This is a genomic window from Leucothrix pacifica (assembly GCF_003172875.1).
GTDB lineage: Bacteria > Pseudomonadota > Gammaproteobacteria > Thiotrichales > Thiotrichaceae > Leucothrix > Leucothrix pacifica.
In genome coordinates, this window is sequence record NZ_QGKM01000052.1 from 18,397 (window position 1) to 43,095 (window position 24,699).

The 24,699-nt window shown below is 45.6% G+C and carries 23 protein-coding genes; 14 read left to right on the forward strand and 9 right to left on the reverse strand.

Annotated elements, in window-relative coordinates:
- Window positions 1-5: 5 nt before the first annotated feature.
- The 4 genes from fabF to fabD form a co-directional block, all read right to left on the reverse strand.
- Window positions 6-1,250, reverse strand: a complete 1,245-nt coding sequence (fabF, locus tag DKW60_RS15970) for a beta-ketoacyl-ACP synthase II (protein WP_219988790.1) — start codon at window positions 1,248-1,250, stop codon at window positions 6-8.
- Window positions 1,251-1,377: 127 nt separating this feature from the next.
- The gene (gene acpP / locus DKW60_RS15975; RefSeq protein ID WP_109838662.1) at window positions 1,378-1,614 is read right to left on the reverse strand and encodes an acyl carrier protein; all 237 of its coding nucleotides are present in this window, start codon (window positions 1,612-1,614) and stop codon (window positions 1,378-1,380) included.
- Between the two features lie 84 nt (window positions 1,615-1,698).
- Window positions 1,699-2,439, reverse strand: a complete 741-nt coding sequence (fabG, locus tag DKW60_RS15980) for a 3-oxoacyl-ACP reductase FabG (protein WP_146203501.1) — start codon at window positions 2,437-2,439, stop codon at window positions 1,699-1,701.
- Between the two features lie 18 nt (window positions 2,440-2,457).
- A complete protein-coding gene (gene fabD, locus DKW60_RS15985; RefSeq protein ID WP_109838664.1) occupies window positions 2,458-3,393 on the reverse strand; it encodes an ACP S-malonyltransferase in 936 nt (311 codons plus the stop codon).
- 231 nt (window positions 3,394-3,624) lie between these two features.
- On the opposite strand from fabD, the gene infA reads away from it, so the two are divergent.
- Complete coding sequence (gene infA, locus DKW60_RS15990; protein ID WP_109838665.1) at window positions 3,625-3,843, forward strand: translation initiation factor IF-1; 219 nt, start codon at window positions 3,625-3,627, stop codon at window positions 3,841-3,843.
- Between the two features lie 111 nt (window positions 3,844-3,954).
- On the opposite strand, the gene clpA is transcribed toward infA, so the two are convergent.
- From clpA to icd, 3 genes are read right to left on the reverse strand one after another with little or no spacing between them, the layout of a single operon-like run.
- Entirely contained in the window at window positions 3,955-6,243 is a 2,289-nt protein-coding gene (clpA, locus tag DKW60_RS15995) for an ATP-dependent Clp protease ATP-binding subunit ClpA (protein ID WP_109838666.1), read from the reverse strand.
- Window positions 6,244-6,255: 12 nt separating this feature from the next.
- Complete coding sequence (gene clpS, locus DKW60_RS16000; RefSeq protein ID WP_109838667.1) at window positions 6,256-6,576, reverse strand: ATP-dependent Clp protease adapter ClpS; 321 nt, start codon at window positions 6,574-6,576, stop codon at window positions 6,256-6,258.
- 27 nt (window positions 6,577-6,603) lie between these two features.
- Window positions 6,604-7,860: an NADP-dependent isocitrate dehydrogenase gene (gene icd, locus DKW60_RS16005; RefSeq protein ID WP_109838668.1), complete on the reverse strand. Its 1,257-nt coding sequence runs from the start codon at window positions 7,858-7,860 to the stop codon at window positions 6,604-6,606.
- A gap of 218 nt (window positions 7,861-8,078) precedes the next feature.
- Between icd and DKW60_RS16010 the strand changes: the two genes are divergently transcribed.
- Both DKW60_RS16010 and metG read left to right on the forward strand, forming a co-directional pair.
- Window positions 8,079-9,074 (forward strand): adenosine kinase, encoded by a 996-nt coding sequence (locus tag DKW60_RS16010; protein ID WP_109838669.1) that lies wholly within the window; start codon window positions 8,079-8,081, stop codon window positions 9,072-9,074.
- Window positions 9,075-9,090: 16 nt separating this feature from the next.
- Window positions 9,091-11,124, forward strand: a complete 2,034-nt coding sequence (gene metG, locus DKW60_RS16015; protein ID WP_109838670.1) for a methionine--tRNA ligase — start codon at window positions 9,091-9,093, stop codon at window positions 11,122-11,124.
- 20 nt (window positions 11,125-11,144) lie between these two features.
- On the opposite strand, the gene DKW60_RS16020 is transcribed toward metG, so the two are convergent.
- Window positions 11,145-11,780 (reverse strand): DUF4124 domain-containing protein, encoded by a 636-nt coding sequence (locus DKW60_RS16020; protein ID WP_109838671.1) that lies wholly within the window; start codon window positions 11,778-11,780, stop codon window positions 11,145-11,147.
- A 29-nt stretch (window positions 11,781-11,809) separates the two neighbouring features.
- Window positions 11,810-12,403, reverse strand: coding sequence for a DUF4124 domain-containing protein (locus DKW60_RS16025; protein ID WP_181389744.1), 594 nt, complete (start codon window positions 12,401-12,403; stop codon window positions 11,810-11,812).
- 130 nt (window positions 12,404-12,533) lie between these two features.
- Between DKW60_RS16025 and uvrB the strand changes: the two genes are divergently transcribed.
- From uvrB to DKW60_RS16080, 11 genes are all read left to right on the forward strand, one after another.
- Entirely contained in the window at window positions 12,534-14,546 is a 2,013-nt protein-coding gene (uvrB, locus tag DKW60_RS16030) for an excinuclease ABC subunit UvrB (protein ID WP_109838673.1), read from the forward strand.
- A 141-nt stretch (window positions 14,547-14,687) separates the two neighbouring features.
- Complete coding sequence (locus tag DKW60_RS16035) at window positions 14,688-15,278, forward strand: outer membrane beta-barrel protein (RefSeq protein WP_109838674.1); 591 nt, start codon at window positions 14,688-14,690, stop codon at window positions 15,276-15,278.
- Window positions 15,279-15,397: 119 nt separating this feature from the next.
- Entirely contained in the window at window positions 15,398-16,090 is a 693-nt protein-coding gene (rpe, locus tag DKW60_RS16040; RefSeq protein WP_109838675.1) for a ribulose-phosphate 3-epimerase, read from the forward strand.
- Window positions 16,091-16,260: 170 nt separating this feature from the next.
- On the forward strand, window positions 16,261-17,760 hold the full coding sequence (gene trpE, locus DKW60_RS16045; RefSeq protein ID WP_109838676.1) for an anthranilate synthase component I: 1,500 nt from the start codon (window positions 16,261-16,263) through the stop codon (window positions 17,758-17,760).
- Entirely contained in the window at window positions 17,757-18,344 is a 588-nt protein-coding gene (locus DKW60_RS16050; RefSeq protein WP_109838677.1) for an anthranilate synthase component II, read from the forward strand. The genes trpE and DKW60_RS16050 overlap by 4 nt, the downstream gene beginning before the upstream one ends.
- Window positions 18,344-18,784 carry an RDD family protein gene (locus DKW60_RS16055; RefSeq protein ID WP_109838678.1) on the forward strand — a complete coding sequence of 147 codons (441 nt, stop codon included), beginning with the start codon at window positions 18,344-18,346 and terminating at the stop codon, window positions 18,782-18,784. The genes DKW60_RS16050 and DKW60_RS16055 overlap by 1 nt, the downstream gene beginning before the upstream one ends.
- A complete protein-coding gene (locus tag DKW60_RS16060) occupies window positions 18,784-19,518 on the forward strand; it encodes a CPBP family intramembrane glutamic endopeptidase (protein WP_109838679.1) in 735 nt (244 codons plus the stop codon). Before DKW60_RS16055 ends, DKW60_RS16060 begins: the two co-directional genes overlap by 1 nt.
- A 48-nt stretch (window positions 19,519-19,566) precedes the next feature.
- Window positions 19,567-21,036, forward strand: a complete 1,470-nt coding sequence (locus DKW60_RS16065; protein ID WP_109838680.1) for a leucyl aminopeptidase — start codon at window positions 19,567-19,569, stop codon at window positions 21,034-21,036.
- Window positions 21,033-21,452, forward strand: coding sequence for a DNA polymerase III subunit chi (locus DKW60_RS16070; RefSeq protein ID WP_109838681.1), 420 nt, complete (start codon window positions 21,033-21,035; stop codon window positions 21,450-21,452). Before DKW60_RS16065 ends, DKW60_RS16070 begins: the two co-directional genes overlap by 4 nt.
- A 12-nt stretch (window positions 21,453-21,464) precedes the next feature.
- Window positions 21,465-21,758 (forward strand): hypothetical protein, encoded by a 294-nt coding sequence (locus tag DKW60_RS16075; protein WP_109838682.1) that lies wholly within the window; start codon window positions 21,465-21,467, stop codon window positions 21,756-21,758.
- 154 nt (window positions 21,759-21,912) lie between these two features.
- Window positions 21,913-24,696 carry a valine--tRNA ligase gene (locus DKW60_RS16080; protein ID WP_109838683.1) on the forward strand — a complete coding sequence of 928 codons (2,784 nt, stop codon included), beginning with the start codon at window positions 21,913-21,915 and terminating at the stop codon, window positions 24,694-24,696.
- Window positions 24,697-24,699 lie beyond the last annotated feature (3 nt).

Genomic DNA, 24,699 nt, shown 5'->3' on the forward strand with positions numbered 1-24,699 from the left:
GTCGATCAAATTTTCTTAAAGACCAATGTGCCGTTCGTGCCACCAAAACCAAATGAATTGCTCATCGCAACATCTACTTTGGCCTCACGAGCAGTATTGGCAACATAATCCAGATCACACGCCGGATCAGGGTTATCAAGATTAATAGTCGGTGGCAGAATCTGATCACGAACAGCAAGAACACTGAACACCGCCTCAATCCCACCGGCTGCTCCGAGCAAGTGGCCTGTCATTGACTTAGTTGAACTCACCGCAACATTATTGGCATGATCACCCAAAGCACGCTTAAGTGCCATTGTTTCAGCAACATCGCCTGCTGGTGTCGAAGTACCGTGAGCATTGATGTAATCCACATCTTCAGGATTCAAGCCTGCATCACGTAGTGCATTCGTCATACAACGCGCAGCACCCTCGCCATCCTTAGAGGGTGAGGTCATATGGAAGGCATCACTACTCATACCAAAGCCAACGAGTTCACAATAGATCTCCGCGCCACGAGCTTTGGCTGTTTCATATTCTTCCAGCACCAAAATACCGGCACCGTCACCTAATACAAAACCGTCACGATCAGCATCCCATGGGCGACTTGCTGCTTCAGGATCATCATTACGAGTCGATAAGGCGCGTGCCGCTGCAAAACCACCAATACCTAACGGCGTCGTTGCCATTTCGGCACCACCGGCCAACATAACATCAGCATCTCCATAAGCGATCATACGGGCTGCATCTCCGATACTGTGAGTCGCAGTCGCACAGGCTGACACTGGTGACATATTGTGATTTCTAAGTCCATGCATAATAGATAGATTACCTGCTACCATATTGACAATACTGCTTGGGACGAAGAAAGGTGAAATCTTTCGTGGGCCATTTTTCAGGTATGCCTCACAGTTTTTTTCAATCGTTCCGATACCACCGATACCAGAACCAACGATCACACCAATTCCATCAGCATTGTCTTCTGTGACGACAATACCTGAGTCATTCAATGCATCAGTACCTGCGCCAATACCGTAATGGATAAACGGGTCCATTTTGCGCAGATCTTTTGGTTTCATGTATTCAGTCGCGTCAAAGTCAGTCACATTCCCAGCAATTTGCACACTGAATTCGCTGGCATCAAACAGATCCGGACTAATTCGATTGATACCGCTTTTACCGGCGACAATATTATCCCACGCTGTTTTAATTTTGGAACCAACAGGAGAAACAATTCCCAGTCCCGTTACCACTACACGACGTTTTGACACGATGATACTTCCTTTACTGCTATAGGATTACCGATGAGTGAATCGATAATCGAAATATTTTTCGTTTTTCAATTACACAAAGACCGCAGTTTATGTGCAATAAACTGCGGTCTTAACGAATCTTGAATTAACCCTGCTGTGCAACAACGTAATCGATTGCCAACTGTACAGTAGTAATCTTTTCCGCTTCTTCGTCAGGGATTTCGGTACCGAATTCTTCTTCTAGTGCCATAACCAGCTCAACGGTATCCAGTGAATCCGCGCCAAGGTCATCAACGAAAGATGCAGTGTTTACAACTTCAGCTTCATCAACACCTAATTGCTCAACAACTACATTTTTGACGCGCTTTTCAATATCACTCATGATATTTTTTCCTCAATTAAAAAAATATAATATGCATACTATCAATATAAAAATCAAGTACACAAGTTTTGTAGCAAGACGGCATTATGCCATGTGCATGCCACCGTTAATATGCAAGGTTTCACCCGTTACATAATTACCCATTTCTGAAGCTAAAAACAACACTGCATTGGCAATGTCGTCAGGTTGCCCCAACTGTCCTAATGGAATTGTCGAAGACATCGCATCTCGCTGTTCTTCTGACAAAGCTTTAGTCATATCTGTATCAATAAAACCAGGAGCGACTACATTTGCAGTAATACCTCGTGAACCGACTTCTCTTGCCAAAGACTTTGAGAAACCGACAATACCCGCTTTCGCTGCAGCATAGTTACACTGACCGGGATTACCTGTAGCACCCACCACTGAGGCAATTGAAATAATTCTTCCATAACGTGCTTTCATCATTCCACGCAAACACGCTTTACTAAGGCGGAACACGGAACTCAGATTCGTGTTGATAATATCATCCCACTCATCATCTTTCATACGCATTAACAAGTTGTCACGCGTAATACCGGCGTTGTTTACTAATACCTGTACCGCGCCATATTCATCAGTAATCACCTTCAGCAAACTTGCAATCGAATCTGCATCAGATACATCCAGTACTTTACCAGCGCCTTTAATACCGGCCTCAGCAAAGTAAGCCGAAATAGCTTCAGCCCCAGACTCAGAGGTTGCAGTTCCGACAACAATTGCACCTGACTGGCCGAGCTTCTCAGCAATCGCACGACCAATACCGCGGCTTGCACCCGTGACCAATGCAATTTTTCCGTCTAGCATAGTTTCAAAATTCATGTCTTATCCTTTCGCCGCCGTTAATGCTTTCTCTAATGACGCCATATCATTAATTGTTAAATTACCCAGTTTGCGATTAATTCTTCGGTTAAGACCGAACAGCACCTTTCCCGGTCCAAACTCAATAATGGTGTCAGCGCCGTGGGATTCAAGCGCATGAATGGTCTCTACCCAACGAACCGGCTTATACAGCTGCTCTGCAACTGTCGTTTTCATTGACTCCTCACTACCACAAGTATCAGCACTAACGTTGTGTAGCACCGGAATGTCAGACTTTGCGAAGTTAGCTTGCGCGAGCGCTTCAGCCATATCTGCTGAGATTTCTTTTAACATACTACAATGAGACGGTACGCTCATCGCCAACTTAATCGCCCGCTTTGCCCCCATTTCACTCAGAACCTGCATAGCACGATCAACAGCATCTGACTCTCCACCGATAACTGTTTGCTCTGGTGAATTAAAGTTTACAGCCTCAACGATTTGGCCATTCGCAGCTTTTGCGCAACCTTCAATAACAGCCTCAGCGTCCAAGCCCAAAATGGCAGCCATACCGCCCTTTCCTTCTGGTACTGCTTGTTGCATCAGCGATGAGCGGATACCGACTAATTTTACCGTTGTCGCGTAATCAATGGTGCCACTAGCAACCAAAGCACTGTACTCACCTAAACTGTGACCGGCAGTCGCTGTCGGCATCGACCCATCTTGTGACAACCAAACGCGCCATGTTGCAACACCCGCAGCAAGCATTAGTGGTTGAGTGATCATGGTTTGGCTCAGTAGCTCTTCAGGGCCAGCGGTAACAATTTGCCAGAGGTCTTGCTCCAGAACATCAGAGGCCTGATCAAATGTTTCCTTAACAATAGGGAAATGGAATGCTAAATCATCCATCATACCCAACGACTGAGAGCCCTGACCGGGAAATACTGCTGCAAAATTCATGTACTTGCACACCTGAACCAAATTAATTGCTGCGGATAATACCGCCCATAATGCAATATATCCAATAGCGCGCTCAGGGGAATTAGCAACTAACCTTATATTTAACTATTTGCGTCTTATAGTTAACTAATTAATCATAAATAAACCGCCATTCGATGAAAAATGACTTGTTTAATCAATCAGGTGAGGGATAATACTGCGCTTGAATGCTAAGTAAGATTATTGGAACACATGGCTAAAGAAGAAAATATTGAAATGGAAGGTACGGTCATCGAGACTTTACCAAACACAACATTCCGGGTTGAACTGGAAAACGGACACGTTGTGAATGCTCACATATCCGGACGTATGCGTAAGAACTATATTCGTATACTGACTGGTGACACGGTGACTGTTCAGCTAACACCGTACGACCTAACGAAGGGTAGAATTACCTACCGTAGTAAATAATAAGCTGCGCCCTTATCGGGCATCACAGGCTTATTGATTCACCGAATACATAAAAGGCGGTACTTAATGTAATAAGTACCGCCTTTTTGCGTGCTTCTATTTTATCAAACGTTAAGCAGGCTCAGCCTCTTTCTCGAACTCAAGCGATAACTTATCGTCCTTGACCGTGACTTTAACAACGCCACCCTTTACAAGATGACCGAATAAGATTTCATCAGCCAGTGGGCGCTTGATATTTTCCTGAATAACACGCTCCATAGGACGTGCACCCATTTTGATATCATAGCCTTTATCAGCCAACCAACGCTTCGCCTTATCATCAACCACCAGACTAACCTGCTTCTCATCAAGCTGAGTTTCAAGACGAATCAGGAACTTATCAACAATTGAGGTAATCACCGACTCTGGCAGCGGATTAAACTGCACGATAGCATCCAAGCGATTCCGGAATTCCGGTGTAAAGGCATTTTCAATCGCCTTACTGGTATCCATCGAATGATCTTGCTGCGTAAAGCCCATAGAACTACGACTGATATCCTGCGCACCAGCATTACTGGTCATAATCAATATGACATTACGGAAGTCAACGCTACGCCCGTTACTATCTGTCAGCGCCCCGTTATCCATTACCTGAAGTAACAGATTGAAGACATCCGGGTGCGCTTTTTCAACCTCGTCCAATAACAGAACAGCATGTGGGTTCTTATTAACGGCATCCGTTAACAGACCACCTTCGTCATAGCCAACATAGCCCGGAGGCGCACCAATTAAACGAGAAACAGTATGACGCTCCATGTACTCAGACATATCGAAACGCAGTAATTTAATACCTAAGTGTTCAGACAGCTGCTTGGTAACCTCAGTTTTACCAACCCCCGTAGGGCCGGCAAACAAGAAGGAACCGATCGGCTTTCCATCATCACGCAGACCAGAACGCGCCATTTTGATTGCGGTAACGATCTGCTTGATGGACTCATCCTGACCAAATACAACACGTTGTAAATTAGTCTCAAGACTCTTCAGTACGTCCATATCAGAACTTGAAACAGCCTTCGGTGGAATACGCGCAATTTTCGCAACGATGGTCTCAACATCACCCACAGAAATCGTTTTCTTACGCGTCGCTTTTGGCTGAAGCTGGCGATTAGCTCCGGCTTCATCAATCACGTCAATTGCCTTATCCGGCAAGCGACGATCAGTAATATAACGAGCTGATAACTCAACTGCGGACTCAAGTGCAGGCATGGTGTATTTCACATCATGATGCTCTTCAAAGCGCGACTTAAGCCCTTTCAGAATCTTTATCGTCTCAGGCACACTAGGCTCATTCACATCAATTTTCTGGAACCGACGCGCCAACGCACGATCCTTCTCAAAAATGCTGTGATACTCCTGATAAGTAGTTGATCCCATGCACTTCAATTCACCTGACGCTAGTACCGGCTTGATCAGGTTTGATGCATCCATGGTTCCACCAGAGGTAGCACCTGCACCGATGATTATGTGTATTTCATCAACAAACAGAACCGCATGATCTTCATCACGAATCTGATTCAGAACTGCTTTTAAACGCTTCTCAAAGTCACCGCGATATTTTGTACCAGCAACCAAAGCACCCAAGTCTAGCGAGTAAATCGTCGCATCAGCTAATACCTCAGGTACTTCGCCATCAACAATACGCTTAGCTAAGCCTTCTGCGATGGCAGTTTTACCAACACCTGCCTCACCGACTAATAAAGGGTTATTCTTACGACGACGACAAAGCACCTGAACCGTGCGCTCGACTTCTTCATCACGACCAATCAGAGGGTCAATTTTGCCCTCTTCAGCCATTTGATTCAGATTACTAGCGAAGCGCTCCAAAGGACTTGCTTTAGACTCGTCCTCAACAAATTCGCTTTCTTCATTATTGGTTTCAGAACCTGACTCTTCTTCATCAATAGATAAACTATCGAACGAGATATCATCATCCTTCTGAATACCGTGAGAAATATAGTTTACAAGGTCGAGACGTGTCATTTCCTGACGCGCCAGATAATAAACAGCGTGTGACTCAGTCTCACCGAAGATAGCAACCAGTATACTGTCACCAGTTACTTCTTCTTTGGATGAAGCCTGCACATGGTAAACAGCACGCTGCAACACACGCTGAAAACCAATGGTCGGACGACTTTCGCGACCGTCATCTTCAACTAATATGGGTGTGCTTTCTTCAATATGTCCCTCCAGCTCTTGCTGAAGCATAGGAATATTCACACCACATGCGCGCAGCGTTTCCGCCGCAGAAGGGTTCCTTGTCATGGATAGCAGCAAATGCTCAACAGTCACAAACTCGTGATGTTTTTCATTCGCTTCCCTGAACAGGCTGTTTATAGAGTATTCAACTTCCGGACTCAGCATTACTTAGTCTCCTTAGGCCTCTTCCATAGTACATAACAAGGGGTGCTGGGATTGACGAGCATGCTCGTTAACCATTACGACCTTTGTTTCCGCGATCTCTCTGGTGAAAGTTCCACAGACACCCTTGCCTTTTTGGTGCACATTCAGCATGACGCGTGTAGCAGACTCATGATCCAGATTAAAGAACACCATTAGTACCTCGACAACGAATTCCATTGGAGTGAAATCGTCGTTGATAAGTATAACGCTATATCGTTTTGGTTCTTTGACTTCTGGGCGGGATTCCTCTACCGCCAAACCAGAATCGTGATCTATTTCATGCTCGTTCGCCATGTTACTCCCAGCCTTCCTTCTTATTTATCACATGTTTTCAATGATGCGATCACCGAACTCATCGGTAGTCTGGACTTGTGCGTCGTCCATTTCATTAGCAAAATCGAAGGTTACTGTTTTTGCAGAAATAGCACCAGAAATACCTTTAACTATAAGGTCAGCCGCTTCCATCCAACCCATGTGACGAAGCATCATTTCTGCAGAAAGAATAATTGACCCCGGATTAGCTTTATTCTGACCTGCAATCATTGGTGCAGTTCCATGAGTTGCCTCAAATACACCGATGGTGTCAGACAGGTTAGCTCCCGGCGCGATACCGATACCACCAACCTGAGCCGCAAGTGCATCAGAAATATAATCACCATTTAGGTTTAGTGTAGCAACTACTGAATAGTTTTCAGGGTAAAGCAAAATATTTTGTAAGAATGCATCAGCAATCACATCATTCAGGATAATATCTTCACCTGTGTTCGGGTTTTTGAATGATAACCAAGGACCACCATCTAATTCTGTTGCACCAAACTCCTTACGTGCAACATCAATACCCCAAGTCTTAAAGCCACCTTCAGTGAACTTCATAATGTTACCCTTATGTACGATCGTTACCACCTTACGGTTGTTATCGATTGCATACTGAAGTGCTTTACGCACCAAACGCTCTGTTCCCTCACGAGAAACCGGCTTTACACCAATACCCGTTGTTTCAGGGAAACGAATCTTTGTCACACCCATTTCATCCTGAAGGAAGCTGATCATCTTTTCAGCTTCTGGTGATCCCTGCTCCCACTCAATCCCTGCATAGATATCTTCTGAGTTTTCACGGAAGATAACCATATCCGTCTTTTCAGGCTCTTTTACCGGGCTTGGTGTTCCTTCGTAGTAACGTACCGGACGCAGGCAAGTGTAAAGATCCAATGTCTGACGCAACGTTACGTTTAAAGAACGCATACCGCCACCGACAGGTGTTGTTAGCGGACCTTTAATAGAGACAACATAGTCCTTAACAACATCAATTGTCTCTTCCGGCAGCCACACATCGCCACCATATAGTGAGTTGGCTTTTTCACCCGCGTAGATCTCCATCCACTGGATTGCACGGTCTGTGCCATAAGCCTTGCTTACAGCAGCATCCACAACCTTTTGCATCACTGGCGTGACATCTGCACCGATACCATCACCCTCAACGAATGGGATAATTGGCATGTCAGGGACATTCAGAGAGTAGTCTGCATTCGTTGTGATTTTTTCCCCATTCGCAGGGACGGTAATATGCTGAAAGCTCATTATAGGCTCCAAAAATAATATTCAGTAAATTTATGTAGTTTGGCTACATCAAGTAGCAGTGATCGGCATTGTATCAAGAATAGCCCGAATAATTATCTGTTTTATTAATATAGATCGTTTGATATTCGATTAGCCATAATCACAAAAGTAATCGTTTATCTAATTTTATAATGCTTTAATATATGCCCCCATTCAATAATTTCAATAGAGAATCACAAATGACTTATCACGTTTATGGTATTGGCAACGCACTTGTCGATATGGAGTTCGAGGTTGCTGAAACCTTTTTGCAGGACAACAACATCGAAAAAGGCTTGATGACGCTGATCGATGAGCAGCAGCAGCAAGCACTCTCCAAGAGCCTGACTGAGTCATATGGCGTGACAAAGCGTACTGGTGGTGGCTCTGCAGCAAACAGTATTGTTGCGATAAGCCAGCTTGGTGGCAATGCATTTTATGCCTGTAAAGTTGCCGATGATGAAGGCGGTAATTTCTATATGAATGACCTTCACAAGGCAGGTGTTACTACTCGTCTCGAGCAGGTTAAGCATGACGGTATCACCGGCAAATGTATGGTTATGGTGACGCCAGATGCAGAGCGCACCATGAATACTTTTTTAGGGATTACCACTGACTTCTCTGTAAGTGAACTACATTTTGAAGATCTGAAACAGGCAGAATACATTTATATAGAAGGCTACCTGGTAACATCTGATGTCTCTCGAGCAGCAGCAATAGAAGCACGTAAAGTAGCTGCTGATAATAACGTAAAGACAGCAATGACGTTCTCAGACCCATCAATGGTGACCTACTTCCGCGATGGTGTGGCAGAAATTATCGGTGATGGTGTAGATATTCTTTTCAGTAATGAAGAAGAAGCAACAATATTCACTGGTAAAGACAATCTGGATGACGCAATCGCTGACCTTAAAGCACTGTGTGGCACATTGGTACTGACACTGGGCAGCAAAGGCGCGATGATTATTAAAGACAATGATGAGCGCATCGCCATTGACCCTGTAGCAACCACTGCAGTTGACACCAATGGCGCGGGCGATATGTTTGCAGGTGCTTACCTGTATGGCGCTACTCACGGCTTTAGCGACTTACAATCTGGCAATCTGGCCAGTGAAGCAGCCTCTATTATTGTGTCTCGTTTTGGAACACGTCTTGAAGCCGACGAACAACAGCACCTGATCAAAAAATACTGCTGAAACAACGGATATTGAAATGACTCGTAAAATTCTCGTCACCAGCGCACTACCTTATGCAAACGGCCCGATTCACATCGGCCACATGGTTGAATACATTCAAACGGACATCTGGGCCAGGTTCCAGCGTCACCGTGGTAATAGTTGCTATTATGTCTGTGCTGATGATGCACATGGCACGCCGATTATGCTACGCGCCCAGCAAGAAGGTATTGAGCCTCAGGAACTGATTGATAAGGTCAATCAGGAGCATCAGGCGGATTTTGCGGGTTTCAATATCAGCTTTGACAACTACTACACCACACACTCTGAAGAAAACCGAACTTTCTCCGAAGCCATCTATTGTGCTGCTAAAGATGCAGGCCACATTGCTACCCGGGTGATTAAGCAAGCATACGACCCAGAAGCAGAAATGTTTTTACCAGATCGCTTTATTAAAGGTGACTGTCCAAACTGCGGTTCATCTGATCAATATGGTGACAACTGTGAAGTGTGCGGTGCGACCTATTCAACCACAGAAATAAAAAATGCCTACTCTGTTGTGACGGGCGCAACACCTATCGAGAAAGACAGTGAACATTACTTCTTTAAGCTGGGTGATTTCACTGACTTTTTATCGGAATGGCTTGCCAGCGGTTCTGTGCAAAAAGAAATCGTTAATAAGATGAAAGAGTGGGTCGATGATGGCTTGGCTGACTGGGATATCTCACGTGATGCACCCTACTGGGGTTTCAAGATACCCGGTACTGAAGACAAATACTTCTATGTATGGCTGGATGCACCGATTGGCTACCTTGCTTCATTTAAGAACCTTTGTGACAGAACGGGTGAGAGTTTTGATGACTACTGGGCAGAAAGCTCTGATGCTGAGGTGTATCATTTCATCGGTAAAGATATCGCATACTTCCACACGCTGTTCTGGCCTGCGCAACTAAAAGCTGGTGGTTATCGCTTACCGACAGGGGTGAATTGTCACGGCTTCCTAAAAGTAAATGGCGAGAAAATGTCTAAATCTCGCGGTACGTTTGTGCAAGCAAGCGTGTTCCTTAAACACCTGCCTGCTGAGCAGCTGCGTTATTACTTCGCCTCAAAGCTCAACAATACAATCGATGACATCGACCTTAATCTTGCTGACTTCCAGCAGCGCTCTAATAGCGATCTGGTCGGCAAAGTGGTCAATATTGCTTCTCGCTGTGCCGGCTTTATCAATAAGCGTTTTGATAATACGTTATCCGCTGAACTACCGGATCCTGCGCTATATGCAAAATTCGCAGCAGCCAGTGAGGAAATTGCTGAAAGCTACGAGACACGTCAATACAGCAGAGCAATGCGTCAAATCATGGCATTAGCAGATTTGGCTAATCAGTACATTGACGACAACAAGCCTTGGGTATTGATCAAAGACGAAGACACTTTTGGTCAGGTACAGGGCATCTGCACGCAAGGCATTAATATGTTCCGTGCGCTACTGAGCTACCTTAAGCCTGTTTTACCTGAGCTAGCAGAAAAGTCTGAAGCTTTCCTCAATGCCGGTGAGTTGGTGTGGGACTCTGTACAAACGCCATTGTTGAACCATGAAGTGACAAAGTTCAAACCATTAATGACACGCATTGAAGAAACGCAAATCGATGCGATGCTTGATGAAAACAAGCAAGTACTGGAAGCCATCCAGGCTGCTGCCGATAAACCTGCGCTGAGTGAGCATCTAGTCAACGACCCGATCAAACCAGAAATCACGTATGAGGATTTCGATAAGATCGATTTACGTATTGCCTTAATTGAAAGTGCTGAGGCGGTCAAGGGTGCTGATAAATTGTTGCGGCTAGTGCTGGATATCGGCGGCGAGAAACGTCAGGTATTTGCAGGGATTAAGTCAGCCTACGAGCCAGAGACTCTCATTGGTAAACAAACGGTGATGGTAGCCAATCTGGCACCACGAAAGATGCGCTTTGGGATGTCGGAAGGCATGGTTTTAGCGGCAGGACCAGGTGGTAGCGACTTGTTCGTACTACACCCTGATGATGGTGCTCAACCCGGAATGCGCGCTAAATAATAATGTCTTTGGCGAAGAAGTCAGTTGTCCGAAGCTGACTTCTTCTCTTCGCCCGTTAACTGTGTATAACGGAGCAAATCTTTCTTGAACCGCTCTTCAATTTTGGTTCGTTCAATCTGATTATCGGTGATAGCCTGTTGATAGATATGAAGATTATCGAGAATATCATCGATCTTCATGCCCAATAAGTTTTTATCATTAGGATTGAGCATTCGCTCATGACGTGCTTCCAGCTTTTCCAGTGACTCGGACAGTTTTTTATGTCTTGCCTGTAGAATTGCAATCCCACCATCTGCCATCTCCAGCTTACTTTGGTAAACCATCTCCAGCTCTTCAAGACTACTAAACATAGAGCGAAGCTGTGTATCGCGCATTTCCTGCAGGTCAGCTTCATGCTGTTCTTCTTTTAGCTTTTTCTGAATCTCGATATCTCTGGCCGCTTTTTCAATTCTTTCCTTTCGCGCCGCCGCAGACTCAACCTTCTCTTTCGTTAGGCCACTTTTGTACAACTTCACATGCCCGTTCTGAGCGTATGCCGGCGGAATTCTATCGCCATAGTGAACCTTTCCATGCTCATCCACCCAGCGATATAAGCCGGAGTAAACAGCGGTACTCCAAACGAATGCGAGTAAGACTAGTGAATAATGTGTTTTCATTTTTTATTATTTTTCTTAAGCGCTAAAATTTAACGATCAGCTCTGGTGAGCTTATCAAACCGGGTTAACGTTTCACGGTATTGATCGAGCATGATTTCACGGTCAGACTGATTGATTTTAATCGCCTTACGATACTCCTGCAGACTTTCATGGGTGTTCTCAATTTGCATACTTAAAGTCAGACGTGACATTTCTTCCTTCGTAGACTTGCGCTGCTTTGATAAGCGAACCAACTTCTGACTCAGGCTCTCATCCCTTGCCGATAAAATTCCGATACTCTGGTCTAGTAGAGACAGTTTCTTTTGATAAGCAGCAATGATTTCATCACGATTTTCATAAGTCGCTAACAACTGATCATCCTGACGCTTCTGCTCTTCTTCTGCCAGTTTTGCTTCGGTTTTTTCTTCTTCCAACGCAACTTCTTTCTGCTCTTCCTGCTTTTTCTGTTTTAGTTCTTCTGCAGAAACAACTCGTTGCGACTCCACACCATTCTTGTTCAGCGATGTGTGGCCCTTTTGAGCCATAGACGGCGGTACTTTATCGGAGAAATGCACTTTGCCATTCTCATCAACCCAACGGTACAGGCTTGCCTGAGCAACGCTACTGGTCAAAAGAAGAGTCAAAGCAATTAGCTTAATTGAAGTCATGATATTGGGGGTTATAATTGTTAGTATTGCTTTCAATCCTAACACAGAGTCCGCGAGGATCATTTCATTTCCGACGAATGTATGAGCCTGGCCAGAGCATGCGAATATGGCAACAGAATTCAAGATACATACTGACTACAAGCCTGCCGGAGACCAGCCGACAGCCATTGCATCGCTGGTTGAAGGGCTCAATGACGGACTGCTGCATCAAACATTACTCGGGGTCACCGGCTCCGGAAAAACCTTCACCATTGCCAATATCATTGAACAGACTCAGCGTCCGACGATATTAATGGCACACAATAAAACGCTAGCCGCACAGCTCTATGGTGAGATGAAAGAGTTTTTTCCTGACAATGCTGTGGAATATTTCGTTTCCTATTATGACTACTACCAACCAGAGGCTTATGTGCCCTCCTCTGGTGTCTATATTGAAAAAGATGCCTCGGTAAACGATCACATCGAACAAATGCGTCTGTCCGCGACTAAGGCGATGATTGAACGCCGTGACGTCATCATCGTGGCGACCGTATCAGCCATCTATGGTTTGGGTAATCCGGAATCCTATCTGAAAATGATGTTACATCTCGACCGGGGTGAGCAGATTGATCAACGTAGCATCTTGAGACGACTTGCTGAATTACAATACTCGCGTAACGACATTGAGCTGTCACGTGGTACTTATAGAGTACGTGGCGAAGTGATTGATGTGCATCCCGCTGACTCAGATTTGGAAGCGGTACGTATCGAGCTGTTTGACGATGAAGTAGAGCAACTCAGTTATTTTGACCCACTGACGGGTGAAGTCTTGAGAAAAGTTCCCAGACTCACTATTTACCCTAAGACCCATTATGTAACACCTCGCGACACATTGCTCGAGGCCGTTGATAAAATTAAAGACGAGCTGCGCGAGCGTTTACAAAACCTGAGAGATAATGGTCGATTGGTTGAAGCGCAACGCCTTCAGGAACGTACGCTGTACGATATCGAAATGATTATGGAAGTCGGCTATTGCTCGGGCATTGAAAACTACTCTCGGTATTTGTCGGGAAGACCCGCAGGCGCGCCACCGCCCTGTTTATTTGACTACCTACCACCCAATGCGTTGGTCGTCATCGATGAATCACACGCTACTGTTCCACAAATCGGTGCCATGTATAAGGGTGACCGTTCGCGAAAGAATAATTTGGTGGACTATGGTTTCCGGCTACCGTCTGCTCTGGATAATCGACCGCTACAATTCGAAGAATTTGAACGACTCATCCCGCAAGCGATTCATGTATCTGCGACACCGGGGAATTATGAAAATGAGCATAGCGACAATGTGGCCGAGCAAGTGGTGCGCCCTACCGGTCTGATCGACCCAACGGTTGAAATCCGCCCCGTCGCCTCTCAGGTTGATGACGTGATGTCAGAAATCACCTTGCGTGCAGCGAAGAACGAACGAGTATTGATTACGACACTGACGAAGCGGATGGCTGAAGACCTGACAGATTACTTAATGGATCATGACATTAGGGTGCGATACCTACATTCTGATATCGACACCGTTGAACGTGTGGAAATTATTCGTGACTTACGACTCGGTGAGTTCGATGCGTTGGTGGGTATCAACTTACTCCGTGAGGGTTTGGATATGCCTGAGGTGAGTTTAGTCGCGATCTTAGATGCTGATAAAGAAGGCTTCTTACGTTCGGAGCGTTCGTTGATCCAAACCATCGGTCGTGCCGCCCGAAATGCTCAGGGACAGGCTATTTTATATGCTGATCGCATTACTAACTCCATGCAGGCCGCTTTAGATGAGACGGAACGACGTCGTACTAAACAAATCGCTCATAATGAAGAATACGGCATCACCCCCAAGACTATTAAGAAGCGCATCGCCGACATCATGGAAGGTGCCTACAGTCAAGGTAGCTCAAGAAAACGAGGCGAGCGAACCCGTAAAGTGGCTGAGCCAGCAGCAGATTACCATTCATTGACACCTGACAAAGCGGTCAAAATGATGGCTAAGCTAGAAAAAGAAATGTTTGAACAAGCTAAAAATCTGGAGTTTGAGGCCGCCGCCAAGACTCGTGATGAAATTGCCAAGCTTCGTGAGCAGGCACTGATCCAATAAAAACTACGATTAGTGGTCGATCCGTTTATCCAAGTTATATTTACATCACAAGAGGTTGGTTTATTATTCAGATTCTGGCAACGACCAGAGCTGGTATAAATAAAACAACAACAATAACCCCTTACAATTGGATCCCCGACCATGAAAACAATTACTAAAATTGGTTTAGCTTCTGCTTTATTTCCTCTATTAACAGCACTTCCTGCACACGCCGGATTATTTGATAATTCTGGTAGCGAAGGTGGTGATTTCTTTGAAGATGTATTCTTCGGTGGCGCATTCGGCCAATCAGAGCTCGACGGCTTCTGTGGCACAGCAGGTGATTGCAACAATGAAGACACATCCTGGAAAGTTTATGGTGGTTACAAAATCAACGATATGCTTGACGCTGAAGTAAGCTATACCAGCATTGGCGACATCAACCGCACCACAGATGCAGGCACTGAAACTTCAGAAATTTCTGCTCTGGCTATCAACGCTGTTGGTACATACGATGTAAATGACTCAGTACAGGCACTGGGTAAAATTGGTGCTGCAAGCTGGAGTGCTGATAACTCTGACAATGACGAAGATGGTATCAGCCTGACCTACGGCTTTGGTGCCAAAGTTCGCATGAACGAAAACATGAAGATTCGTGCAGAGTGGGAAAACATCTCAGATGTTAAGACTGCCGGAGACCGTGAAAGTGATGTAACAACAATGAGCTTGGGTATTGAGTTAGATACTCTGTAAGCAATCATCTAATAGTTCAGTATCAAAGGCAGCCCTCGGGTTGCCTTTTTTGTTTTCAGCGATGCAATGATTCAGCATTTCTAGTACATTAGCCTCTTTTAAAATCTTCAGGCTAAAACATGGCACGCCAGACCGATCTGATCTCACCTTCTATTCTTTCTGCTGACTTTGCTCGCTTGGGCGAAGAAGTTGATAACGTATTACGTTCTGGTGCAGACATGGTGCACTTTGATGTAATGGACAACCACTACGTACCAAATCTGACTATTGGCCCGTTGGTGTGTGAAGCATTGCGCAAACATGGTGTAACCGCGGATATAGATGTTCACCTCATGGTTAAGCCGGTGGACCGCATCATTCCGGATTTTGCTAATGCCGGCGCCAGCTACATCACGTTTCACCCGGAAAGCTCTGAGCACGTCGATCGCAGTTTGCAACTGATTCGTAGCTTGGGATGTAAGTCGGGCTTAGTGTTTAATCCAGCTACACCACTGGATGTACTGGATTATGTGATGGACAAGGTGGACATGATTCTGCTGATGTCAGTGAATCCGGGCTTTGGTGGTCAACAGTTCATTCCCGGCACACTACAAAAACTCAAGCAAGCGCGTAAGCGCATCGATGACTCTGGCTTAGACATCCGTCTTGAAATCGATGGTGGCGTGAAAGCAGATAATATCGCAGAGATTAAGGCCGCTGGTGCTGATACCTTCGTGGCAGGCTCTGCTATTTTTGGCGCCGCGAATCAGGATGACCCGAACCATTATGATTCCATCTGCAAAGCCTTCCGCGAACAGCTGGCTAGCGTATAATCACAGGGCATTTTTGAACGTGACATCATTGATCGGAAAAGTTAGACTCATGAGCAATCAACTCAATACTTATATCATGTTATTAAATCTGTACAAACATTGGCGATGGTGAAGCTCCCTTAATACGGCCGGATCACCCACAGTTATATGTTTTTTACAGGTTTATACACATGTTAAAAGAGACTTTTCAGGCTTGCATCGCGCAAGGTTATCAGCGTGTACCACTCGTTCGCGAAGTATTGGCAGACCTCGATACGCCACTCAGCACTTACCTCAAATTGGCCAATGGCCCATACTCCTATCTGTTTGAATCTGTTCAGGGCGGAGAAAAATGGGGTCGCTACTCAATTATAGGCTTGCCTTGTAACGAGACAATCCATATCCGTGAGAATACGGTTGAGATACGACTCAATGATGAGGTCACCGAATCATTTCAGGTAGACGATCCACTGGCATGGGTGGAAGAGAAACAAACTGCCTGTAAAATCCCTGACGTACCTGAACTACCTCGCTTCACCGGTGGATTAGTTGGTTATTTTGGTTACGAAACCATCGGTTATATCGAACCAAAACTAGCTAAACTAAAAAATGCTGACCCGATCGATACACCAGACATTTTACTAATGGTATCCAATGAGGTAGTGGTGTTTGATAACCTCAGTGGCAAACTCTATCTGATCGTTCATGCGGATGCTGATGGTTATGATTCTGCTCAGCAACGTCTTACAGAACTCCACCAACAGCTACGTGAGCCTTTCAGCTACCCGCTTGACCGCCCTGTCTCGCAGCAGGAAGTTACCGAATCAGATTTTGTCTCTGAATTCACTGAAGAAAAGTTTAAAGAAGCCGTTAGTGAAGCACGCGAGTACATCTGTAGTGGTGACATCATGCAGGTTGTGTTGTCACAGCGTCTAAGTATTCCATTTAAGGCGCGCGCACTGGATCTATATCGCACACTGCGTAGCCTGAATCCATCACCTTATATGTACTTCCTGCAATTGAGCAGCTTCCAGATTGTTGGCTCCTCACCTGAGATTTTAGTGCGGCTAGAAGATGATGAAGTCACGGTCAGACCCATTGCAGGTACACGACGTCGTGGCAAGGATGACGAGCAAGATCTGAAATTAGAAAAAGAGTTATTAGCTGACCCCAAAGAACTGGCAGAACATCTGATGTTGATTGATCTGGGTCGCAATGATGCCGGGCGTGTTAGTGAGATTGGTAGCGTACAACTCACCGAAAAAATGTGTGTTGAGCGTTACTCACACGTAATGCACATCGTGTCGAATGTGACGGGTGATCTCAAAAAAGGCATGAGTGCGATGGATGTGCTACGCGCAACCTTCCCTGCTGGCACCGTTAGTGGCGCACCTAAGATACGTGCGATGGAAATCATTGCCGAGCTTGAGCCGACAAAGCGTGGCGTCTATTCCGGCGCGGTCGGTTACTTATCATGGAACGGTAATATGGATACCGCTATCGCGATCCGAACTGCGGTTATTAAGGATGAAACACTCCACATTCAGGCAGGCGCAGGCATTGTTTATGACTCCGTGCCACAATCTGAGTGGGACGAAACCATGAATAAGGCACGCGCGATATTTACCGCTGTCGCTGAAGTCAGCAATGGCCTTGATAATCTTGACCGTGACCAAGGAGCAACAGCATGATTTTAATGATTGATAACTATGACTCCTTCACCTACAACCTTGTACAGTATCTGGGCGAGTTAGGCGCTGATGTTGAAGTGCATCGTAATGACCAGATTACGATTAATGATATTAAGGAAATGGCACCGGAGCGCATTATGCTCTCTCCCGGGCCTTGTACTCCTTCTGAAGCAGGCGTTTCTTTGGAAACGATTCATGAGTTTGCAGGCAAAATACCATTATTTGGTGTATGTCTCGGTCATCAGGCTATCGGTCAGGCATTTGGCGGAAATGTGATTCGGGCAGCTGAGATCATGCATGGTAAAACGTCACCGATACATCACCTCGATGTGGGCGTTTTTTCAGGCCTGTCAAATCCCTTTACAGCCACCCGTTACCACTCATTGGTGATTGAAAAAAGCAGCCTTCCTGACTGTCTTGAAATCACTGCCTGGACCGAAAAACCAGATGGTACTATTGATGAAATTATGGGTGTCAGACATAAGACACTGGATGTGGAGGGTGTACAGTTTCATCCGGAATCAATCCTCAGTGAACATGGCCATGACATGCTGAAGAATTTCTTAACTGCAGAGCCACGCTAATGATTGAAGACTTCAAAGCCGCAAGTTTTATGAAGCGCCTAGGTGCCATGTTTTACGACTTCATGCTTGCCTTATCTTTCGTGATGGTCGTTGGTTTCTTTAGCATGGTTGTCGTCATGACGATCTTTAGTATAGACAGTGTTGAAGCCGGCAGCCCGGTTGCTAAAATGTTCTTTCCATACTTGTTGTTCCTGAGTTTTGTTTTTTACGGTTGGTTCTGGACGCATGGCGGCCAAACATTAGGCATGAGAGCGTGGAAGCTGAAACTGGTTGGTGAAACGAATATCCGAATTACATGGGGCCAGGCATTTTTCCGTTTTTGCTATGCCATTATCAGCTGGATACCGCTGGGTGCTGGCTACCTATGGATGATTGTCGATAAGAAGAAACAGACCTGGCACGACAAAGTGTCACGTACCTATATTGCCGATCTGAAGTAATGCAGACGCCGGATTCACCACAACCCGCTATTACCCTGTTCCAGACATTATCATTGGGACTGCTGGTGCTGGTGGTCTATATCTTTCTTCAGAGTTCCTTATTGCAACACTTTGCCAGAGCTCAACTGGGCAACGCAGCAGACGCCAAAGCAATGACAGACACTATGAAGTCACTGGTGTATGACGCCAGAGTACTGAGCTATCTGGAAATTATCAGCGGTACCTTAACAACCCTGTTCATCGTCTTGCTGGTTCACCTGCGAAATGTATCACCCGTTGAACATCTAAAGCTCTACCGCTTTCAAAAGAGAGACTTACTGAGTTGGTTGGCGGTGTTAGCCGCATTCACCATTCTGTTGGCATTGGTTTCGTCAGTGCTGTCTCCTGAAAGCTCGGACTTTATGCAGCGCATATGGGATAGCACAGACAATATTATTCTGCTCATTATCGCAATCGTCATCGTGGCACCCATCTTTGAAGAAACACTATTTCGTGGCTTTCTGTTTACCGGTATTCAGCAAAGTCATTTAGGAACTGGTGTTGCGATTGGTTTTACATCAGCAACCTGGGCAATTATCCACACACAATACGGCGCATTTGATCTGATCAGTATTTTTATACTCGGTATTGTATTGTCTGCTTCACGCATTGCCAGCGGCTCATTACTCGTTCCTATCATTCTGCATGGAACATTTAACTTTTTTGCGATCCTGGAAATGGCCATGTTCTCGTAAAACGTGGCACAATAAAACACACTAACAACAATCTAAAATGGAAGCTTCATGAATTATTCGACTATTAGTAACCTTCCCGCACCTCAGGCTGAAGGTGATTGCTTATTTCTCGCTGTCTATCAAGACAAACAATTATCTGATGCGGCAGATGCTGTTGATCAAGCATCACAGGGTGCTATTACGAATTGCTTAAGCTTCGATGATTTTACAGGTAAAGCTGGTGAAACACAGATGCTTTATCAAGCTGATGGCATTAATGCGAAGCGTATTTTGCTCGTTGGTGTGGGTGAAAAAGAGTCGTTTGATGCGTTCGCGGTGAACAAAGCCACTAAGACTGCACTAAAAAGCTTATCCAATCAGTCCATCGGCACGATTTATAGCTACCTTGCTGATGATCTGGCTGACCAAGCCGGTGCAACGATTGCTCAAGGTGTATTAGCCGCTTCTGACAGCAACTACAAATTCACACTTCACAAGTCAGATCACAATGCTGAAGTTCCGTCGCAAACACTGACTTTCGCCTTTAGCAGTGACGTAGACGGTTTAGACGAGGCGCTTAATCACGCCAGCGGTATGGCCTTAGGTTGTGAATTATCGCGTGATCTGTCGAACCAGCCGGGTAATGTGGCTACGCCTTCCTACTTGGCTGAAACAGCAATGGATATGGCAAAGACATTTAGCTCACTAAACGTTGAAGTGCTTGAAGAAGCCGATATGGAAAAGCTTGGTATGGGTTCTTTCATGTCTGTGAGTAAAGGAAGTGATCAGCCCGGTAAAATGGTGATCATTCAATATAAAGGCGCTGCAGATGACCAGGCGCCGGTTGCTCTTGTCGGTAAAGGTGTGACTTTTGATACCGGTGGTATTTCATTAAAGCCTGGCGCAAGCATGGATGAAATGAAGTTCGACATGGTCGGTGCTGCCAGCGTACTCGGTACCATCAAAGCCTGTGCTGAAATGAAACTACCAATTAACGTTGTTGGTGTGCTGGCTGCTGCTGAAAACATGCCAAGCTCACGCGCAACTAAGCCGGGTGATATCGTTAAGTCAATGTCTGGCAAAACGATCGAAGTGCTGAATACAGATGCGGAAGGCCGCTTAGTGCTGTGTGACGCCCTAACCTACGTCGGCAAATACGAGCCGCGTTTGGTGATTGATATCGCTACACTAACAGGTGCGTGCATTGTGGCATTGGGTCACGAGATCTGCGCGGTATTAGCGAATGATCAATCACTGGCTGATGAGATTATGGCATCCGGCAAAAGCATTGGTGATCAGGCATGGCAGTTACCAATGAATGATGACTATCAAAAATTACTGAAAAGCGCACATGCAGATATCGGTAACATCGGTGGTAAGTCAGCAGGTACCATAACGGCGGCTTGCTTCCTTGGACACTTCACTAAAGATTACCGCTGGGCTCACTTAGACATTGCCGGAACCGCATGGCAAGGCAAAGATGCAACCGGCCGCCCTGTCCCGCTTCTTACCCAATTCTTGATCGATCAGGTGAAATGACAGAAATTAGTTTTTACGTCGGTAAAAATAACACCTTGCGCGACAGGCTTATCTTAGCCTGCCGCGTTACTCAAAAAGCGTTTGATAAAGGCTATCATGTTCATATCCATACTGACTCTGAGAGTACTTCGCGTCAGCTGGATGATCTGCTATGGACATGGCACCCTAGCAGCTTCATTCCTCATGCATTAGCCGACAATGCCGATCAGGAACGCGTAATCATTGCGCATGATTTTGAACCAAATCAAAACTGTGACTACTTAATTAATCTATCGAATGAGCAACCCAAGTTTTTTTCCCGATTCGAGAGAATGGGAGAGATTCTTGATCAAACCCCCGATATTTTGACCGATGGTCGCAAAAGATATGCCTATTATCGAGATAGGGGGTATACTTTGAAGTACTACCAATTATAAGGAATTACAGAGATGTCGACTCCCCCATCGAAATCATCTGGCTATATCCCTGTTGTATCGGACCTTGTTGTGCCTGGTAATCCCCGACTCAGACAACAATCGAAGGCGTCCGGAAACAGTAGCTACGTAGATGCACTCAACTCAAGAATTGACGAACTAGAATCCGCCATCGGACAAGATACAATGGGTTCGCAAAGTCGCGCCTATGCCATCCGTGAAGAAGCAAACCGAGGGAGAATTCCTCCCCGCAAAAAGATCAAAGGTAAGCACAAAAAAGAACCGGAAGATTTCAAAGAACTTTCGTAAAAAAGCGATTATTTCGCCATTGCTCGTTTTTAATGAATATTAAAAAATCCGTTTTCTGAAATTGCAATGTGTGACATGTGAATAAGCAGTGCCGTTAAGCCGTGATTCGGGCTATAATTCGCCCCTTTCAAGATGACTATCAGACTGTATTCGCATGGATAAAACGTATAACCCACAGGACATTGAGCAACGTTGGTACCAGCACTGGGAATCTCAGGGCTATTTTCAACCAGCAGGCGAAGGCGACCCATACTGCATCATGATTCCGCCACCTAATGTGACGGGAACGCTGCACATGGGTCATGCATTCCAGGATACCATTATGGATTCGCTGATTCGTTATCACCGTATGAAAGGTGATAATACGCTTTGGCAACCAGGTACCGACCATGCGGGTATCGCCACACAAATGGTGGTGGAACGTCAGCTCAACGCTGCCGGACAAACACGCCACGATCTTGGACGCGAAGATTTTGTTAAACGTGTCTGGGAGTGGAAAGAAGAATCTGGCGGTACGATCACGCAGCAGTTGCGTCGTTTAGGCGCGTCACCAGACTGGTCACGCGAACGCTTCACTATGGACGATGGCTTATCAGAAGCCGTCGGCGATGTATTTGAGCGTCTATACGATGAAGGTCTGATTTATCGTGGCAAGCGTTTGGTCAACTGGGATACAGTTCTACACACTGCCCTTTCTGACCTTGAAGTACTCAACGAAGAAGAAAATGGTCACATGTGGCACTTCCGCTACCCACTGGCGGATGAGCAAGGCAACGCCACTGATGAACACTTAATCGTTGCAACCACCCGACCAGAAACCATGCTGGGTGATACCGGTGTTGCAGTTCATCCTGAAGATTCTCGTTATCAGCACCTGATCGGTAAGTTCATAAAGCTTCCGTTAGTGGGTCGTCTGATTCCAATTGTTGGCGATGATTATGCTGATCCTGAAAAAGGGACGGGTTGTGTAAAGATCACTCCTGCTCATGACTTTAATGACTATGAAGTCGGTAAGCGTCATGACCTTGAAATGATTAACATCTTCACTGACAGTGCTGAGATCAACGACGATTGCCCACTGGAATACCGTGGTTTAGATCGTTTTGAAGCCCGTAAAGTGATTGTTGCTGATCTGGACAAACTGGGGCTGCTCGATGAGATCAAAGACCACACTCTCATGGTACCGCGTGGCGATCGCTCCGGCACCGTTGTTGAGCCGTACCTGACAGATCAGTGGTATGTAAAAATCACGCCATTGGCAGAGCCTGCTATCGAAGCAGTTGAAACCGGCCGTATTAAGTTCGTTCCTGACAACTACAAAAACATGTACTACAGCTGGATGAATGATATTCAGGACTGGTGTATTTCCCGTCAATTGTGGTGGGGACATCGTATTCCGGCTTGGTATGACGATTCTGGCAAAGTTTATGTGGGTAAAACAGCTGACATCGTTCGCGAAAAATACAACTTAGCCGCTGATACGACGCTTAGACAAGATGATGATGTATTGGATACCTGGTTCTCATCTGCCCTATGGCCCTTCTCTACTTTAGGCTGGCCTGATCAAACGGACGCCCTCAAGACTTGGTATCCAACTAATGTATTGGTGACCGGCTTTGATATTATATTCTTCTGGGTTGCCAGAATGATTATGTTTGGCCTCAAATTTATGGATGGCGAAGTACCGTTCAAAGAGGTCTATATTCATGGCTTGGTGCGTGATGCCGAAGGCCAGAAAATGTCTAAATCCAAAGGTAATGTCATTGACCCATTGGATGTCATTCAAGGTATCAGCCTGCCTGATTTGCTGGAAAAACGTACCAGCAACCTGATGCAAGATCATAAGAAAGACAGTATTGCGAAAGCGACTAAGCGCCAATTCCCTGAGGGTATTCCGGCATTTGGTACCGATGCATTGCGCTTTACCTTTGCTGCGCTGGCCTCAACAGGCCGTGATGTGCGTTTTGACCTGCAACGAATCGAAGGCTACCGTAACTTCTGTAATAAGCTTTGGAATGCCGCACGCTATGTGATGATGCAGACTGAAGACAAAGATATCGGTCTTAACAACCCGGATCGTGAGCTATCTCAGGCAGATCGCTGGATTGTGTCACGCCTTCAAAGTACAGCGACGGAAGTTGCAGAGCACTTTGAAAAGTATCGCTTTGATCTTGCGGCCAAGGCACTTTATGAATTCACATGGCATGAGTATTGCGATTGGTATTTAGAGCTATCCAAACCTGTTCTGTTTGCAGATGATGTGAGTGATGCCGCAAAGCATGGTACGCGACATACACTTGTAAGTGTGTTTGAGTCTATCTTACGCCTGCTGCACCCAATCATGCCATACATCACCGAAGAGATTTGGCAGTCAATCAAATCTCTGCTTGAAATTAATCACGACACGATCATGCTGCAATCCTATCCTGAAGCGGATGCAACATTGATTGATGAAGCAGCACAGCAAGGTATGGAATGGGCACAGCAGTTCATTATAGGCATTCGTAAGATTCGTTCGGAAATGGATATCAAGCCGGGTAAAACACTCCCTGTACTGCTGAATAACTGGTCTGATACTGATCAGCAGCAGTTTGAGCAATATTCTCGAGAAATCCTGTCACTAGCTAAGATTAAATCGGTTGAATGGTTAAATAGTGATTCAGATGCACCAGACTCAGCCACCGCTTTAGTTGGAGAAATGCAGATTCTGATTCCTCTGGCCGGGCTGATTGATAAGGATGCGGAAACAGCGCGTCTGACTCGCGAAATTGAGAAAATCAATAAGCAGCTGCAAGGTGTAATGGGGCGCTTAAACAATCCGGCATTTACTGACAAAGCACCGGCTAATGTTGTCGCTCAGGTTCAGAAACAAGCGGATGAGCAACAGGTCGCTTTGGAGCAATTGCAACAGCAATTAGCGAAGATCGAATCAATGTAAATC